Annotated in this window: 15 protein-coding genes and 1 pseudogene; 6 read left to right on the forward strand and 10 right to left on the reverse strand. The window is 58.8% G+C overall.

Translation table 11 applies throughout. From position 1 onward, the window contains the following. The first annotated feature begins 156 nt into the window (after positions 1 to 156). Positions 157 to 1107 carry a MerR family transcriptional regulator gene (locus tag AC4LE2_RS03950; RefSeq protein ID WP_491824204.1) on the forward strand — a complete coding sequence of 317 codons (951 nt, stop codon included), beginning with the start codon at positions 157 to 159 and terminating at the stop codon, positions 1105 to 1107. Positions 1108 to 1118: 11 nt separating this feature from the next. Here the strand turns inward: AC4LE2_RS03950 and AC4LE2_RS03955 are convergent, their stop codons facing one another. Continuing rightward, positions 1119 to 1727, reverse strand: a complete 609-nt coding sequence (locus AC4LE2_RS03955; protein ID WP_491824205.1) for a hypothetical protein — start codon at positions 1725 to 1727, stop codon at positions 1119 to 1121. Between the two features lie 62 nt (positions 1728 to 1789). Further along, the gene (locus AC4LE2_RS03960) at positions 1790 to 2245 is read right to left on the reverse strand and encodes a PAS domain-containing protein (RefSeq protein WP_491824206.1); all 456 of its coding nucleotides are present in this window, start codon (positions 2243 to 2245) and stop codon (positions 1790 to 1792) included. A 153-nt stretch (positions 2246 to 2398) separates the two neighbouring features. Here AC4LE2_RS03960 and AC4LE2_RS03965 point away from each other — a divergent pair, with 153 nt between their 5' ends. After that, positions 2399 to 2866: a flavodoxin gene (locus AC4LE2_RS03965; protein WP_491824207.1), complete on the forward strand. Its 468-nt coding sequence runs from the start codon at positions 2399 to 2401 to the stop codon at positions 2864 to 2866. Between the two features lie 206 nt (positions 2867 to 3072). On the opposite strand, the gene AC4LE2_RS03970 is transcribed toward AC4LE2_RS03965, so the two are convergent. Next, complete coding sequence (locus tag AC4LE2_RS03970; protein WP_491824208.1) at positions 3073 to 3867, reverse strand: IclR family transcriptional regulator; 795 nt, start codon at positions 3865 to 3867, stop codon at positions 3073 to 3075. Between the two features lie 121 nt (positions 3868 to 3988). Here AC4LE2_RS03970 and hmgA point away from each other — a divergent pair, with 121 nt between their 5' ends. Both hmgA and fahA read left to right on the forward strand, forming a co-directional pair. After that, positions 3989 to 5269: a homogentisate 1,2-dioxygenase gene (gene hmgA / locus AC4LE2_RS03975; RefSeq protein ID WP_491824209.1), complete on the forward strand. Its 1281-nt coding sequence runs from the start codon at positions 3989 to 3991 to the stop codon at positions 5267 to 5269. Continuing rightward, on the forward strand, positions 5269 to 6558 hold the full coding sequence (gene fahA / locus AC4LE2_RS03980; protein WP_491824210.1) for a fumarylacetoacetase: 1290 nt from the start codon (positions 5269 to 5271) through the stop codon (positions 6556 to 6558). Before hmgA ends, fahA begins: the two co-directional genes overlap by 1 nt. On the opposite strand, the gene AC4LE2_RS03985 is transcribed toward fahA, so the two are convergent. Further along, positions 6555 to 7361, reverse strand: coding sequence for a transglutaminase family protein (locus AC4LE2_RS03985; RefSeq protein WP_491824211.1), 807 nt, complete (start codon positions 7359 to 7361; stop codon positions 6555 to 6557). The two genes, fahA and AC4LE2_RS03985, sit on opposite strands and share 4 nt — an antisense overlap. A 162-nt stretch (positions 7362 to 7523) precedes the next feature. Here AC4LE2_RS03985 and AC4LE2_RS03990 point away from each other — a divergent pair, with 162 nt between their 5' ends. After that, a complete protein-coding gene (locus AC4LE2_RS03990; RefSeq protein WP_491824212.1) occupies positions 7524 to 8543 on the forward strand; it encodes a Glu/Leu/Phe/Val dehydrogenase family protein in 1020 nt (339 codons plus the stop codon). A gap of 11 nt (positions 8544 to 8554) precedes the next feature. On the opposite strand, the gene AC4LE2_RS03995 is transcribed toward AC4LE2_RS03990, so the two are convergent. The 6 genes and pseudogenes from AC4LE2_RS03995 to AC4LE2_RS04020 all read right to left on the reverse strand — a co-directional run bounded on the left by AC4LE2_RS03995 (position 8555) and on the right by AC4LE2_RS04020 (position 15546). Beyond that, positions 8555 to 9475, reverse strand: coding sequence for a DMT family transporter (locus AC4LE2_RS03995; RefSeq protein WP_491824213.1), 921 nt, complete (start codon positions 9473 to 9475; stop codon positions 8555 to 8557). Positions 9476 to 9846: 371 nt separating this feature from the next. Continuing rightward, positions 9847 to 10191 carry a cupin domain-containing protein gene (locus tag AC4LE2_RS04000; RefSeq protein ID WP_491824214.1) on the reverse strand — a complete coding sequence of 115 codons (345 nt, stop codon included), beginning with the start codon at positions 10189 to 10191 and terminating at the stop codon, positions 9847 to 9849. Positions 10192 to 10293: 102 nt separating this feature from the next. Next, the gene (locus AC4LE2_RS04005; RefSeq protein WP_491824215.1) at positions 10294 to 11781 is read right to left on the reverse strand and encodes an aldehyde dehydrogenase; all 1488 of its coding nucleotides are present in this window, start codon (positions 11779 to 11781) and stop codon (positions 10294 to 10296) included. Then, positions 11774 to 12685 carry a dihydrodipicolinate synthase family protein gene (locus AC4LE2_RS04010; RefSeq protein WP_491824216.1) on the reverse strand — a complete coding sequence of 304 codons (912 nt, stop codon included), beginning with the start codon at positions 12683 to 12685 and terminating at the stop codon, positions 11774 to 11776. The genes AC4LE2_RS04005 and AC4LE2_RS04010 overlap by 8 nt, the downstream gene beginning before the upstream one ends. Before the next feature lie 73 nt (positions 12686 to 12758). After that, a pseudogene (locus tag AC4LE2_RS04015) lies at positions 12759 to 14126 on the reverse strand (MFS transporter); the annotation flags it as partial. A gap of 100 nt (positions 14127 to 14226) precedes the next feature. Further along, a complete protein-coding gene (locus AC4LE2_RS04020; protein WP_491824217.1) occupies positions 14227 to 15546 on the reverse strand; it encodes an NAD(P)/FAD-dependent oxidoreductase in 1320 nt (439 codons plus the stop codon). A gap of 469 nt (positions 15547 to 16015) precedes the next feature. Between AC4LE2_RS04020 and AC4LE2_RS04025 the strand changes: the two genes are divergently transcribed. Then, on the forward strand, positions 16016 to 16687 hold the full coding sequence (locus AC4LE2_RS04025) for a GntR family transcriptional regulator (RefSeq protein ID WP_491824218.1): 672 nt from the start codon (positions 16016 to 16018) through the stop codon (positions 16685 to 16687). The last annotated feature ends 21 nt before the right edge of the window (positions 16688 to 16708 follow it).

Below are 16708 nucleotides of genomic sequence, written 5' to 3' on the forward strand. Positions count from 1 at the left end.
TTATTCCTTATTCATGCCGACGTGTGTGCCTTGTTCGATGTAAGGCACACGGGCAGCTGTCGCGGTCGTCATTTGGATTGGACGTTCCCCGGATACGCAGGTCTCAACAAGCAGTTACAATCCCACTACAGTTCGTAACGTTCGGCTTTCCTCACAATGAGTGCTAACGAAGATCACAGTGCGGCCATCCGTACACGCGACCACGAAGAATTGTTCCCCATTCGTGAAGTGGCACGCCTCACCGGTGTCAACCCCGTGACGCTGCGCGCCTGGGAGCGACGCTACGGGTTGATTCAGCCTACCCGGACCGACAGTGGCCATCGGCTGTACTCACCGGCAGACATCGCTGAGGTGCGTGCCATTTTGGGCTGGCTGGAGCGAGGGGTTGCAGTCAGTAAGGTAGGCAAGCTACTGGCCCGCAACCAGGCTGCCAATATCACGGTGCTCAGCGAACCGGCCGCTGGGGCCAGCGAATATGCCCATTGGCAGGATCGCCTGGCTAAGGCCGTGCAGGGGTTCGACGAACTGACGCTGACACGGCTGTATGGTCAGGTGTTCGCGACTTACCCTCTGGCGCTTGCCTTCGAAGAAATCTTCATGCCGTTGTGGGAGCACGCCCGCCTACGGCAGGATGGTTTTGGCATTACCAGCGAATGGGCATTTCTTGACCACTTCTTACGGGGCCAGGTATTGCGGCGGCTTCAACTTGTGCAGCGTGAAGCCATAGACACCCACGTACTGCTGTGTTCAGTGCCTGGCCAGTGCCATGAGCTGGAGTTGCTGGTGGCGGCCTCGCTGCTGGGCAGTGACCGGGTATGGGTGCAGCCGTTGGGCATGACGCAGCCGTTGGATGAGTTAAGCCTGGTGTGCGAGCGGGTTCAACCCCACGCCGTGGTGCTGTTCTCCAACCATTCGCCTGCCGCCGATGCGGCCAGGCGGTTCATGAAGCTCGCCCTGCACCTGGACTGCCCGTTGCTGGTAGCGGGAGAAATGAGCGACATGATTCAAGACCAACTGATTAACTCGCCCATTGCCTGCCTGGGAGGCGACGCGCGCTTGATGCAGCGACGCTTGACGCAGTACGTTGCGGGCCATCTCGACACGTAGAGGACGAGGGTTCAGTCAGCGTGCAGTTGGGGGTGGGCCAGGCGGTGTTGCTCCAGGATGTACTGCCGCAGGCGCTCTGTCTCGTCCGCGGAGTGGGTAATCAACCGGTAGGCGAGCAAGCCCGGGGCGATCTGCCGCTCAAGGCTGCCGCGTAGTGCAATGGGGGCGTAGCCTGCTGGCGCGAACCATAGCGAGAACACTTCTGGCGCTTCGCCGCCTTCCCGTACCTGCACCACTACCCCATTGATCGAGATCTCCACCACCCAAAGGGCGCAGGCCCGACCATGGCGGTCTTCCAGGGGCAATGCATCGGCCAGGGCAAGGCGCCAGGGACGAACCATGGGGCCGTCTTCGTAGATGGTCGGGGCGCCGAGTTTGATGTGCTGCTCATGAAATTCGTCTTCCACCAGCCGCAGTGGAAAGCTTAGCTGCTGGTTTTCATACTGCGCCTGGATCGTGACATGGTCATGGGCGACCAAGCGAGTGAGCAATTCCTGCAACTGGCTGTTGCCATTGACCATCAACCCGGCATTGACCTCGCCACCCTCGGCTTGAAGGTTTTGATGCATATTCTGGATGAAATCCAGCTCATCCTGGGTCAGCAAGGAGTCAGGGCGCATGGCGGCTTAGCCGATGGTCAAGCAGTGAAAAGGCATTAGGCACCTCGGAGTACTGTTAGGCATTACTTGGAAGAGTCAGTGAGCCGGACAATTTCCTGACGCGCCCGCGCCAGTTCGTGTTCCAGTTGCACGATCCGTTCCCGTCTAGCCATGTCCTCGGTGACATCTTTCTGGATTCCGATGAAGTAATGGCGGCCGTCTGCTTCGTTGAACATTGGCGCAATGGACAGCTCATTCCAGAAGGTGGTGCCATCCTTGCGATAATTCAACATTACCTGGCGACAGGGCTTTCCTTCGGCAATGGCGCTACGTACCTTTTCGCGGACGGTTTCGTCGCCTTCGCCATTTTGAAGAAAACGGCAATCGCGGTACAGAATCTCTTCCTGGGGGTAGCCTGTCATCGACTCGAAAGCCGGATTCACGTAGATCAGGATGTTATCAAGGCCTTCTTGCTCGGCAATGATAATGCCGTCATTGGAGGCTTCTACGATGAGTTGCAGCAGCTTGGCGTTGATCATGTGCCCTCCGGCAACCATGGGCGAGTCGGCATTTTAACCTACCCTGGCCGGCCGGGCACGCTGCTACGAAGTTGCTTCGGCGCACGCCGCTACCGCACGCCGCTACCGCGCGCCAACTGTTAAACTGCCTGCAGTCCATTAACGAGGTTTGGCATGAGAGTTGCCCTGTTTTCCGGTTCAGTCTATGGCGCCGCCGAAGACGTTGCCCGCCACGCCGTCAAGCGCTTGGAGGCGGCAGGCCACACCTGCTATTTCACGCCGCGGGGCGAGGTTGATGTGCTGCTTGGCCACTCCCCTGACGCCCTCTTGGGCATCACCTCAACCACCGGCATGGGCGAGCTACCGGATAATCTCGCGGCCCTGTATGCCACACTGCGCGACACCCTGCCGGCTTCGCTGCGCGGCCTGCCAGGCGGCGTGATTGGTTTGGGCGACTCTAACTATGGAGACACCTACTGCGCAGGAGGAGAGCAACTGGCGGAGTTGTTCGATGAGCTTGGGATTGAGCAAATCGTGCCAATGCTGCGCCTGGATTCCAGCGAAACGGTGACCCCTGAAACGGATGCCGAGCCTTGGTTGGATGCTTTCGAGCGTGCAATGCGGGAACGCCAGCGGGCATAAAAAAAGGCCGCTGCGTACACAGCGGCCTAACAAAGACGTTGGTCAGGAGCTACCAAACAACGTCGGGGGTAACGTTGAACACGACCGCTGAATGCTGGCGGTTACCGCTTAAGCCAGCATTAAGTTGAACGCTATTCGATGGTTGGCAGCATACCCATGTCACGCCTGTTGATAAACGGGGCGGTGCGACAATCACTGTTGCGCCACTAGCAACAATCTGGTGCAGGCGTGTCGTAGCCCATACGCCAACTCACCGCGCCCGCTGCTTGTTTTACCAAGGCTGCGGCCGTTGGATTGGCCTGGGCTTGAAAGGCTGAACTGGACCCGACCACTGTCATTACCGCAACAATTTGCCCCGTTGCGTCGAACACCGGTGCGGACAATGCGTCTACGCCTGGCAGCAGCAACCCATGTACGGCGTGCAAGCCTGCATCACGAATACCCTCCAACACCGACGGCAGGGCGATGCGTGATGCTTCGTCTAGCCCAGGCAGCTCGGCGTCGCGCAGCGCGCTGGACTCCCGCTCCGGCAGAAAGGCACAGAACACCCGGCCGGTTGATGAACTCAACAGCGGCAGCACTGAACCCATTTGGGTAACGACGGTAACTTCCCTGACCGCCGGTTCGATGCTGACCACCGTGGGCCCTTGATTGCCCCACACCGCTAGGAAGCAGGTTTCATTCAGTTGGTCGCGCAGTTTGGAAAGCGGCGAGGCCGCCTGTTTGTGAACGTCCAGCGAAGCCAGCGCCGCCAGCCCTATCCGAAGGGCCTCGCGCCCCAATGAATAATGGCTAGTAGTGGGGTTCTGCTCGGCAAAGCCGCCCGCAATCAGCGCCTGCAAGTAGCGGTGGGCTTTGCTAGGGGGCATCTGTACATGCTCCGCCAACCGTGACAGGGACGTAGACGGCGACAGGCTTGCCAACGCTTTGAGAATGTCCGTACCGATTTCGGCCGAACGTACCTTTTGCTTGCTGTCGGTGCTGCGTGGAGAGGTGGCCATGGGTGCGAAAGGGCAAGAACGGAGGGGCAGCCTTTATAACTTGACCGCTTAGTGCCGGCAAATTACGTTATTCGTAATCCAGTTACGAAAAAAATAATAGCTAACGTTGTCCGGAGGTTTTATGGCTGATGCCCACTCTCCGCTATGCGGGTTCGGCAACCATTTCAGTAGCGAGGCGCTACCCGGCGCACTACCTGTCGGACAGAACACCCCCCAACGTGCGCCAATGGGGCTGTATGCCGAACAGTTCTCAGGCACGGCGTTCACGGTACCGCGCGCAGAAGCTAGACGAAGCTGGCTGTACCGCATTCGGCCTTCGGCGCTGCACCCAGGTTTTGAGCGGCTTCCACAGCAATTACCTGGCCTGGCCATGGGGCCCGTAAACCCCAACAGGTTGCGGTGGGACCCGCTCCCGTTTCCTGTCGAGCCTACGGATTTTCTCGACGGGCTGCGGCCCATGGCGGCCACCGCTGCACCCGACGCTGCCAGCGGGGTAAGCCTGTATCAATGGTGTGCCAACCGCTCCATGGAACGCGTGTTCTTCAGCGCAGACGGCGAGTGGTTGTTCGTGCCTCAAGCAGGAGAGCTGCGGCTGGTTACCGAACTGGGCGTACTAAGCGTATGCCCGGGAATGATTGCAGTGATCCCTCGCGGGCTTAAATTCCGCGTAGAGCTACCCCGCGGCGCATCACGCGGATACGTGGCAGAAAACCATGGTGCGCCCCTGCGCTTGCCGGAGCTGGGCCCGATTGGCAGCAACGGTTTGGCTAACCCACGCGACTTCATCACCCCCCAGGCTTGGTTCGAACGCAGCGGGCCTACCGTGCTGGTGCAGAAGTTCCTAGGCGAACTCTGGGCGTGCCCGCTGGCGCATTCACCCTTGGACGTGGTGGCCTGGCACGGTAATAACGTGCCCTACAGCTATGACCTGGCGCAGTTCAACACCCTGGGCACGGTAAGCTATGACCACCCCGACCCGTCTATTTTTACGGTGTTGACCTCGCCCGGCGCGGGCCAGCCCAACATGGACTTTGTCATCTTTCCTCCCCGCTGGCTGGTGGCGGAGCGCACCTTCCGCCCGCCCTGGTTCCACCGCAATGCCATGAACGAATTCATGGGGCTGGTCGAGGGTGCCTATGACGCCAAGGCCAGCGGTTTTCTTCCTGGCGGTGCGTCACTGCACAGCTGCATGAGCGCCCATGGCCCTGATGCGGACACCTGTGCCCGAGCCATGGCAGAAGAGCTCGTACCAGTGAAGCTCAACGGCACACTGGCCTTTATGTTCGAGACCAGTCAGGTACTCAGGCCCAGCCGCTTTGCCCTGGAGTGCGAACAGCTCCAAGGCGACTACGACACCTGCTGGGCCAGCCTACCCGACCACTTCACGCCTGGCGGTGCCTGATGAGTACCGGCGCTGCACCTGCCAGCTGGTGGGCTGAGGCCAACGGCCATGAAGACTTCCCCTTGCACAACTTGCCCTTTGGGGTCTTCAGCCAAGTAAACCAGGCGCAAAGGGTCGGTGTTGCGCTAGGCAATCACATTCTGGATGTGCAGGCGCTGCGCGCCACCGGGTTGCTCGGTGGCCTGGCCGATGAGGCGGCTCTCGCGTGCGCCGACGGCAACCTGAACGGGCTGTTCGCGTTAGGCCCGCGCCCTCGCCAAGCGCTGCGTCAACGATTGCTGGCTTTGCTCGGCGAGGGCGCCACCGAGCAGGCCCTCGTGCGCCCGTGCCTGTTGCCGGCTGACAGCTGCACGCTTCATATGCCGGCGCGCATCGGGGACTACACCGATTTCTACGTGGGTATTGAACACGCGCGTAACGTAGGCGCACTGTTTCGCCCGGACGCACCCCTGTTGCCCAACTATAAACATGTGCCTATTGCCTACCATGGGCGGGCGTCAACCGTGCACGCGTCGGGCACCCCCGTGCATCGTCCGGCTGGGCAGCGTCTGCCAGCTGGTGCGCACGCACCGGTTTATGGGCCCTGCGCACGGTTGGATTTCGAGCTGGAGCTGGGCCTCTGGATCGGGCAGGGCAATGCACTGGGCGAGCCGCTTCCGGTAGGCCGTGCCGGGGAGCATGTCGCTGGGTTTTGCCTGCTCAACGACTGGTCAGCGCGAGACCTTCAGGCGTGGGAATACCAACCGCTCGGGCCATTTTTATCCAAAAGCTTTTTAACCACAGTGTCGCCCTGGGTCATCACACCTGAAGCGCTGGCCCCGTTTCGCTGCGCGCAATCCCCTCGGCCAGAGGGTGACCCAGCACCCCTGCCTTATCTGTGGGACGAAAAGGACCAGCAAGAAGGCGCCTTGGACATCGCACTGGAAGTCTATCTACACACCTCACAGTTGCGGGACCAGGGTAGGGCACCCGTGCGCATTACCCAGAGCAACACCCGATACATGTATTGGACGGTAGCTCAGATGGTGGCCCACCACACCAGCAATGGCTGTCAATTGCAGGCAGGTGACCTCTTTGGGTCCGGCACCTTGTCAGGGCCTGAGCCCGCTCAATGGGGCAGCTTGCTGGAGATGACCGCAGGGGGCACACGGCCATTGCAGCTGCCCAATGGAGAAACGAGGTGTTTCCTGGAGGAGGGCGATGACGTCATTTTGCGTGCACGTTGCCTCAAGCCGGGTTGGGGCAGCCTGGGTTTCGGTGACTGTCGGGGTCGTGTCAGCGCCGCCTAATGCAGTTGTCTGGCCGCGCCTGGCAAGTGTTGTAGCCGATCAGTCAGACGCAAGCGCTGTACCGGGTCCTCGGTCAGTAGCAGTGCATGTTCCAAATCGAAGCGTTCTGCCTGAGGGCAGTCCAGTTGCCGGTACAGGGCCGCACGCGCCAGGTAATCGGCCGCAACACCAAGGCCTAGTTCGACTACCCGCTCGGCGTCTTTGAGCGCCGACAGGTACTGGTCGTGGCTGGCATGTAACTGGCGAAGATTGCGCGACAAGCGTTGCAGCATTTGGGTAGGGGTGGCTTGGACCAGATGCTCTGCGCGCAATGCTACCCCGCTGCCATACTGGCGGGCCAGTAGCTCGCGGCAATCCTGAGGGTAGAGCCGACGGCCGCCACAAGGGTCAAGTACATGGTCAGCGCCAGGCACCTGAAGTAGGAAGTGCCCAGGAAAATTGATACCGACCAGCGGGATGTCCAGCCTGGCCGCCAGTTCCAGGGCCAGCAGGCCAAGCGACAAGGGCTGGCCGCGCTTTCGCACCAATACCTTGTGCAACAACGCGGCATCTGGCCGCAGTGGTCGGTATTCCTCTTGTGCAAAGCCGGCCGTGCTCAACGCACGCAGGAGTGGCTGTGCCAACTCCCTGAGAGGCACCATGGGCAGCTGCGCACTGATACTGACCTGCAAGGCATTCAGCTCACGCATAACCTGAAGGGGGTCGAGGGCGGGGTCGTGTTCCGCTGCTGCCCATAGCGCTGCCTCGAACAGCGCGCTAGGGGTTCGCTTCAGGCAGTCGAGGCAAGCTTGCCGTGGGTTCATGGGTAACGCTCCGCTTACGCTACAGCCGGGTCAGTGGTACAGGCACTGCCCTTCAGCTGTTTTAGCCCCGTGGTGCGGTTTAGTCCAGTGCTGGCGATGGGCAGGCAAGGGAGCAGGCGCTGCCTATACTGAGGGACCACACCCCTTGCCCGGACGCCTCTTATGCTCGCCCTGATGCAACGCACCCGCGTAGAAACGGTACATATGACCGTCGACCCGAAGACGGGCTTGCGGGCAATCATTGCGATCCATGGAGGCAAGGCAGCGCCCGCACTGGGTGGCTGTCGGTTTCTCGCGTACCCCGATGATGAAAGCGCACTCACGGATGCGATCGAATTGGCTGAAACGATGAGTTACAAAGCAGCGCTGGCTGGTTTGCCGTTCAATGGTGGGGATGCCGTGATCTTACGCGGGCCCCATGTCGACGACAGGGCACTGCTGTTCGAAGCCTTTGGCCGCTTCGTGGAAACCTTGCAGGGCCGCTATATCACCTCTGTGGACAGCGGCACCGGCCCTGCGGACATGGACTGTATCGCCCAGGCCACCGCCTATGTCACTAGCACTACGCAAGCGGGTGACCCGTCGGCCTACACCGCCTTGGGGGTGTTCGCGGGTATCCGCAGCACGGCCATGGCGCGTTTGGGCAGTGAAAACCTGGAAGGGTTGCGCGTGGCTATCCAAGGCCTTGGTCATGTGGGCTATGCGTTGGCTGAACACTTGCACGGGGCAGGTGCAGAGTTGCTGGTGTGCGACACCGACCCCGGCAAAGTGCAATTGGCCGTCGAGCAGCTCAATGCTCGCCCGGTCGCAGGCGATGCCTTGCCGGGTACACCCTGCGATATCTATGCACCCTGCGCCTATGGCGGCGTGCTGAGCCCCAAAAGCGTAGCGCAATTGCGATGCGCGGCCGTGGCAGGGTCAGCCAATGCGCCCCTTACCGGGCTTGAGGCAGCAGAGCATTTGGAAGCCCGGGGCATCTTGTATGCTCCTGACTACGTCATCAACGCCGGTGGCCTGATTCAAGTGGCGCTCAACTACCAAGGGGCGAGCGCGGGTGTGATCAGCACTCACCTCAGCCAGATCGGTACGCGCCTGACAGACATTTTCGCCCAGGCCCAGGCTACTCATCGCTCTCCAGCCATGGTGGCTCATGCCATGGCAGAAAAGCTGGTGTACGGCTGAGACTGCATTATCTAGTGAGCTGCGTTCCTTCCTTTGGAAAACGGCATGTACGCCGTCATCACGCTCGCTAAAATGACGAGTGCGGCACCGAGTAGCATGCGAAGTGTGGGGGCGTCGTGGAATAACCACCAGGCACAGGCAATGGCATACACCGGCTCCAGCGCGATGATCATTCCGACGTTGCGTGCCGGTAGCTGTTCGAGGCTTTTAACAAAGAGGTACTGAGAAAGCCCAGTACAGACGATACCGAGCAAACCAAGATGTATCCAATCACTGGGTTCAAGGTTAATACCGCGGAACGTTCCTACCGTAAATGGAAGCATAAGTACGGCGACCACGATGTTTTGCCAAAAGGCTATTTGCATAGCCGGCATGCCTTGGGTAAATCGGCGGTTCGCCACAGAGAGCAGGGCGAAGGAGAAGCCCGAACCTAGTCCCCATAGCAATCCCAACGTGCCACGGTCAGCTATATCAAAGGCGGGAACTACCAGTATCAGCCCGAGGCTAACCAAACCTAGTTGAATAACATCCGCCATGCCCAGGCGCTCACGGAAGACCACGAGGTCCAGTAAGGCAATGAAGGCCGGAAAGCTAGCGAAACCCAAGGTAGCCACTGCCACCCCGCCTACCTCGATGGCCACGAAGAAGGTGACCCAGTGGGCAAGCAGCATGGTGCCGCACATTGCCATGGTGCAGGCTCTGCGTAGCGTCAATTCTTGAACCAGAGACCTTTCCTGGAAGGCGGCGATGACCAGCAGGGTGCAGAGCGCGAAGACTGCCCGCCCGGCAGTGATGACCGTAGCGTCTGCAGAAATGAGAGCGCCCAGAACTCCCGTCATACCGAACAGTACGGCGGCAAGATGAGCATTGAACAGAGCAGTGCGGTGGCGACGGGCAGGTGCGCGCGCCCCTGAAACATTAGAGATGACCATGGCAGTTTTCCAAGTTTTTGCGTGCGACCCATCCCTATGACCGGTTGGCCGGTTCGTATGGTAGAGGGAGGTTGTCTGGCCTGCCAAAGCAGTGCCTACGTCGCCGCAGCCCTTGTTATCACGCCTCTCACGAAGCTGCGCTGCTTATACGCCGTACCGCGGTTATATTGATACCCTCGCGCCTTTGGCTTAGCGTGGGGATGCAGCGAATTGGCTAACGGATGCGTCTTGGATACTTTATTCAGCGCTTGAGTAATTTAGCGAAAGGCCGGGCCGGCATCTCGGCCAGGACCGACCAAGTGTTGTCCCAAAGCGTCGTGGCAACTACCTCGAAGCGGCCGTTGTGAACGTGTTTGGGACAACGTCAGGCGTCAGCTGAATACAAAATACTTTCGTACGGTCTCGACCACTTCCCACGTACCTTTCATGCCTGGCTCGACTACGAAGACATCGCCTGCCTTGAGATGGATTGGCTGCTCACCCTCTGGGGTGATAATGCAGTACCCGTCGAGAAAGTGGCAAAATTCCCATTTGTCATAATTTACCTCGAAGGTCCCTGGCGTGCAGATCCAGGTGCCCATGATCTTGCTCCCATCTGCCGAGGTATAAGCATTCAAGTTAATGGTGTGGGGATCGCCCGCAATACGCTTCCATTTGGTCGCATCGAGCACGGGGACGGGGCAGGTTTCGCGCAGCACGGTAATGAAGTCAGACATTGATTACTCCTTGTGTGTAGGCCACGAGCCTAGCGCCAGGCAAGCCCTTTGGCTTGCCTGAGAGCGACTTCAAAGCGTCTGCCCACTCGTGAACGTTAAGCCTCAGGACGCATCGATCCAGATAGTCTTCATCTCAGTGTATTGGTCATGAGCCCAGATGGATTTGTCCCGTCCGCCAAAACCGGACTGTTTATAGCCACCGAACGGCGTGGAAGCATCGCCTTCACCGAAGCAGTTCACGGTGACGATCCCGGCGCGGATCTCCCGCGACAGGCGTAGGGCGTTGCGCAGGTTCCCGGTATAGGCTGAGGCCGCCAGGCCATAGACGGTGTCATTGGCCAACGCGATGGCTTCGTCCAGGGCAGTGAAGGTGGTTACGCTGAGCACCGGGCCAAAAACTTCTTCGCGGAACAACTGATGGTGTGCCTTCACGTTATCTACCACAGTGGGCTCGACAAAAGTGCCAGAGGTGTTGCCACCGAACACAATGCTTAACTGATCCCCTGCGGCCTGTTGGATATAACTGCGAACCTTTTCGAAGTGTGTCTTGCTGACCATCGACCCAAGGCGATTGGCAGGATCCAGTGGGTCGCCCAGGCTCCAGTTACGTAATTGTGCGCCTATCAGCTCCAGCAACTGGTCTTTGATATCGGCCTGCACGATCAACCGCGAGGAGGCGGAGCAGTTCTCTCCCATATTCCAGAACGCACCATTGACCACATGGCGTGCGACCTGCTCCAGGTCTTCGACGTCGTTCATCACCACGGCCGGATTCTTGCCACCGCATTCCAATACCACGTGTTTGAGATTGGATTCAGCTGCGTATTGCAGGAATAGCCGACCGGTCTCGGTAGAGCCGGTAAAACTCACCATCGCCACGTCCTGATGACGGCCCAGTGGCTCCCCGACGTCGCGGCCGCTGCCGGGAACCACGTTGAACACGCCGGCCGGAATTCCGGCCTGATGTGCCAACTCGGCGACACGTAGCGCCGTAAGGGTGGTTTCTTTCGCTGGTTTGACCACGATGGAACACCCAGCCGCCAGCGATGGCCCGATCTTCCAGGCCAGCATCAGCAGCGGGAAGTTCCAAGGCAGTACCAGGCCTACCACGCCCACAGGCTCGCGCACGACCAGAGTCATGGCGCCAGCACCCACTGGCGCTGTGCTGTCGTAGATCTTGTCGATCAGTTCGGCGTGCCAGCGCAGGGTGTGAATGGTTTCAGGTACGTCCGTTGCTTGGCATTCGCCAACGGGCTTGCCGCTGTCCAGGCTCTCCATTACCGCCAGCTCATGGGCATTGTCTTCCAGCAATTGAGCAAAGCGCAGCAGAATATGCTTGCGCTCGGCCGGCGCGAGCGAATGCCAGCGGCCGTCCTCGAACGCTGCGCGCGCACTGGCCACGGCAAGGTCTACATCTTCGCTATCGCAGGCACTGATCTTTGCCAGCAGCTCGCCGGTGGCAGGGTTGAAAGTGTCAAAGGTGTTTCCCGAGCAGGCCGATAAAAACTGCCCGCCAATGTAGGCCTTGACGGGAAACTTCAGCTGCGCCGCGATGGCGGCGTATTCGGCACGAGTGAGTACATCAGCCACGGGCGTTCCCCTTTACGATGCTGGCGACAGTTTGCTTGAGCGTGGTCACGATAGTTGCCAACTGCTGAGCTTCGGCCTTATCGAGCCCTTGCAGCGGGGCGCGTACACCCCCTGTGCTCAGGCCATTGAGGCTGCAGCCGTGCTTGATTGATTGCACAAACTTGCCGCCTTCGAGGAAGGTCATCAGCGGCATCATCGCGGCCATGATCTGGCGACCTTTACGGAAGTCGTGTTGCAGCACGCATGCCTCGTACAGAGCGATATGCTCGGCAGGAATGAAATTGGAGCCGGCACACACCCAGCTGCGTGCGCCCCAGGCGAAGAATTCCAAGGCTTGGTCATCCCAGCCGCACGAGAGAGCGATGTGAGGGTAGCGCTCGGCAAAATGATGTACGCGGGTAATATCGCCCGAGCTTTCCTTGATCGCCACGATGTTCTTGCTACCTGCTACAGCGGTAAAGAAAGACTCGCCCATGTCCACGCCCATTCGCGCCGGGTAGTTGTAGAGCATGATCGGCAGGCCCGCAGCGCGGTCTACTGCCAGGACGTGGTTGGCAATTTCTTGCTGGGTCGGCAATGCATAAGGTGGCGAGCCTACCAGGATCGCGTCGGCGCCAATGGTTTTGGCCGCTTGTGCGTAAGCCACGGAATCTTCAGTGCGGGTGGCGCCGGTGCCGATTACCAGAGGTGCACGGCCATTGATCACTTCCTTGGCCAGGGTGGCCAGTTCAAAGCGCTCTTCGGCGGTATGGGCATAATATTCGCCGGTGGAGCCGCCAATGATGATGCCATGTACCTTGGCCTCGATCAGGTATTCGAGCACGTCGGCAAAGGCTGCAGAGTCGATGCTGCCCTGGGCTGTTAGCGGCGTGATGGCGGGAGTAAAAATGCCGTCGAAGTTCAAGGTATGTCTCCAGTTAAAACGAAGAAAAAGGGTGGCCGCGCGGGCGTGCGTGGCGCCCGGCAGCCGGTGGAACTCAGTTGAGGGAAGCGGCTTGTTGCAGGTTAAGCGCCCGGGTTTCCGGTGCCAGCGCCCATGCGAACCCCAGGCCGACCAAAGTGACAGCCGCTGCTGCATACATGGTCTGCTCAATGCCCAGATGTTCCAGCGCTGCCGGCACCAGCCAGGTGCCCACCGCAGCGCCTACTCGGGACAGGGACGTACCAACACCCACCGCGAGCGCACGGATTTCGGTGGGGAAAATTTCGTTCGGATATACCAGTTGCAATACCTGAGCGCCGCCGATAAAAAGTGCGTAAGCGCCGAATAACGTGAGAATCAACACACTGGGGCCGGCGTGGAAAGCGCCTAGGGCAAATAACGCCAGGCCCGACCACAGGAAGCTGTGAATCAACATATTGCGCCGGCCCAAGCTGTTGATCAGGCGGCTGGCTATCACACAACCGACCACGAACAGCAAAGTGATCACCACCGAACCCACCGAAGCCCAGTCGCCTTCCAGGTTTAGCGCCATCAATACCCTTGGGGCGAAAGCATAAACCGCGAACACGGGGATCACTGAGCACATCCAGAACATGGTCACGAACAGCATTCGCTTGCCGTACCCGGAATGCAGCAGGTCCCATACCGACCTCTTGCGAGCCCTGGGTTCCTCAGGCAGGTTGACGCAGCTGAACGTAGGGCCGTAGATGGTACGGATCACCGCGTCGGCTTCTTCCCGGCGGCCCTTGCTAAGCAGCCAGCGCGGGGATTCCGGCGTACCGATACGCAGGGCCAAGAGCACCGCGCCAATGACAGCGGCGCTAGCCAATACCAGGCGCCAGGCGTCGGCACCCCCTACGCGCAGTAGCAGCTCACCGGTAAGGTAGGCAAACGCAGCGCCGGCGAACCACAAAATGGTCAAAGTCGCCAGGCGAGGGCCACGGAACTTCCTCGGTAAGAACTCCACCAGCAAGGCAGTCGCTACTGGGTATTCGATACCAATGGCTACACCCAATAGGAAGCGAAAAGCGAAAATGGCTTCTCCTGAAGCAGCGTTGTATTGCGCCAGAGAGCAAAGAATGAAGAGGACAGGGCCTACGAAGAAAATTCGCTTGCGACCGAAGCGGTCGGTAAGCCAGCCGCCTAAAAAACCTCCAAAGAAGATCCCGAGCAGCGCAGATGCTGCAATCAGCCCCTGCCAAAAAGCGGTCAATTGCAATGCGGCGGACATGTGTACCATCGCTACACCGACGATGCTTAGTACGTAGCCATCTACGAAAGAACCGCCGCCTGAGCGAATGGTGAGAAGCTGATGAAACCCATTGAGGGGCACGTCTTCGATCGAATAATTATTATGTGTCACTCGCGTTCTCCTGGTTGAGTCGTACATAGCTTTCGGCCCTGTTAGGGTGCCGGTGCTGCGCCGATCAGTTACAGCAGGGAAAAAAGCAGCCCGATTTGCTCAGATGAACCGCAATAGTTTTTATTATGGAAAGGCTGGCTCAGCTCTCCATACCTGCCCGGTATTGGCCCCAGCGCAGGTTCGCGTTGACGCCCATGGAAAGGAAAGGCTGTGGAGGATTGGCCGTTGGGCTGGGGGCATTGAGAAGAAAATCGATCAACTCGTTTCGTTGACCAGTTAGCCAGTCGCCTAACAACATGCCTGTTGCGGTACCACGGGTAACACCCAGCCCGTTGCAGCACAGGGCGCCATACACGTTCGGGGCAAGCTGCCCGAAATAACTCGAGTGATTGCGCGACATCCCCAATGCGCCGCCCCAGGTGTACTCGAAGTCGACGCCAGGCAGCATCGGAAAGCGCCTTTTGAACGACGCCTTGTGACGTTCCATGAAAAGGGTGTTGTAGCGGCCGTTGCTACGGCCGTCTGGGTTGTAGCTAAAGCTGTTGCGGATCAGCAGGCGCTGGTCGGGGGTGCGCCGCACAGTGGTGCCGAATGGGTCGGCGGGAATTAGGCCCCAGTACGGCCGGCCGCCCAAGCGTGCCTGTTCATCCGCAGTGAGGGGGCGGGTGAGGCTGGCATAAGTAAAGATAGGTAGCATTCGGCCTTTCAAAAATCCGAAGCTCATTCCAAACGTGTTATTGGCCAGCACCAGCCGATCAGTGACGATGGTACCGTGATCGTGCTTGAGGGTGATTTTAGGCCCGTACTCGATCTCGCTGATCGGTGTATGTTCGTACAAGGTTACATTGGAGGGCAAAGCGTCAGCCAAACCCTTCACCAACGCCGAAGGCTGGATCAGCGCCGTGCCTGGGGTGAACAGTGCCTGACGGTAGAAACTGGTGCCGATCTGCTCGCGCAGTGCGTGGGCGTCAAAGACTTCATAGGCCTCACCGAGCTTGTCCAGCCCTCGCCGGTAAGCCTCCAGCACCATAAGCCCGCGGCCTTCGACGGCCGCCTGGAACTTCCCGCAGAAGGTCATCTGTGCATCGATGCCATAAGTGTCCACTAGCGCTTTAAGATAACGCTGCCCTGCGAGGTTGAGTTTGAGCACCGTGCGGGCAGTGTCTACATCACCGATGTAATCATCAGCACCGATATCGTGAGGCAGATCTATCGCGAAGCCAGCATTGCGGCCAGAGGTGCCGAAACCTACTTCCTGCGCGTCGAGGAGGACAATCTCTTCATTGGGATAGCCGAGTGCAAGTTGTCGTGCTGCCGCCAGGCCGGTGAAGCCGGCGCCGATCACTACCCAGGGTACTGAGCTATGGCCAGCATGTGCAGGGCGTGGGATACGTGCCTTACTGAGGTGATACCAGCCGCAGGTAGTGTCGTCCGCGGGCAGCGAAGTGATCTGGACCATGAAAGACGCCTGATTGTTATTGACCCGTTTAAAAGGGCCTAGTGACGTATGTATACAATCTGTACACAGAATATAGAGGCCGATTCTAAATCGTGTCCAGAGCACGACTGTCGCCAAAGCGGCCAAACCGGGCAAAACGTCGCTAACAGGCGATTGCTAGTCGCAGATGAACCTGCCAGATACAGGTTGATAGTGTGAGGAGCCGAATAACCGCCATCGATACGGAGATGGGAATCTGGATTCTAGCCGTAGCGCTTACTCGTTGCCGACAGTTTCATATCTAAAACCGACGCTTCTCATAAGCGGTCGGTTCAATTAATCCATTGTTGCAAAAGGAAATTTTTCAAATGCAGCGTGTATTTATAATGTGTACAACTCAAATACATAAGGTTGACCCTACGTGTCACACGTGTGAATCTGAGTTCAATCAGGTCATTGGCAGCAGTGATCCGTATACCGGAGACGTCCTGTGAAAAACGGCAAGGCTGGGCTGTACGAAGACCTCAAGCGCCGGATCCTCACAATGGAGTTGGGCCCGGATCACGTGCTGGATGAAGCCACCTTAAGCGAGAGCTATGGGCTGTCGAGAACACCGGTAAGGGAAGTATTCCGTCGGCTGGAAGGCGAGGGTTATCTGGACATCCGCGAGAACCGCGGTGCGAGGGTTATCCCCATGAACCACTCCACTTTGCGCAACTTCTTTCTGGCAGCGCCGATGATTTATGCGGCTATTGGGCGGCTGGCAGTGCAGAACTATAAAGCCGTGCAGTTGGTTGAGCTCAAGGACAGCCAACATCGCTTCCGCCAGGCCACCCTGGCCCATGATCCTTTGGCCATGGTGGTCGAAAACAACCGATTCCACGAAATCATGGGAGAGATGGCTGGCAACCCTTACCTGGAAGCAAGCCTTAGCCGATTGCTGATCGATCACGCACGCATCGGCCATACCTTTTTCCGACCTCGAGACGAGGACATGCAACAACGCTTGGACCTGTCTGTAGAACACCACGACGATTTTATCGAAGCTATTGGGCGTCACGATGAAAGCCGAGTTGTGGACTTGGTATTCGAACATTGGGAACTGTCGAGAGCGAACATGCAGATGTTCATTGCACCGCAAGGGCTGAAAGCAGATTCGTAGAAGTCGGGTCCCGCACTTTTC

Source organism: Pseudomonas sp. 9.3L, assembly GCF_058536285.1.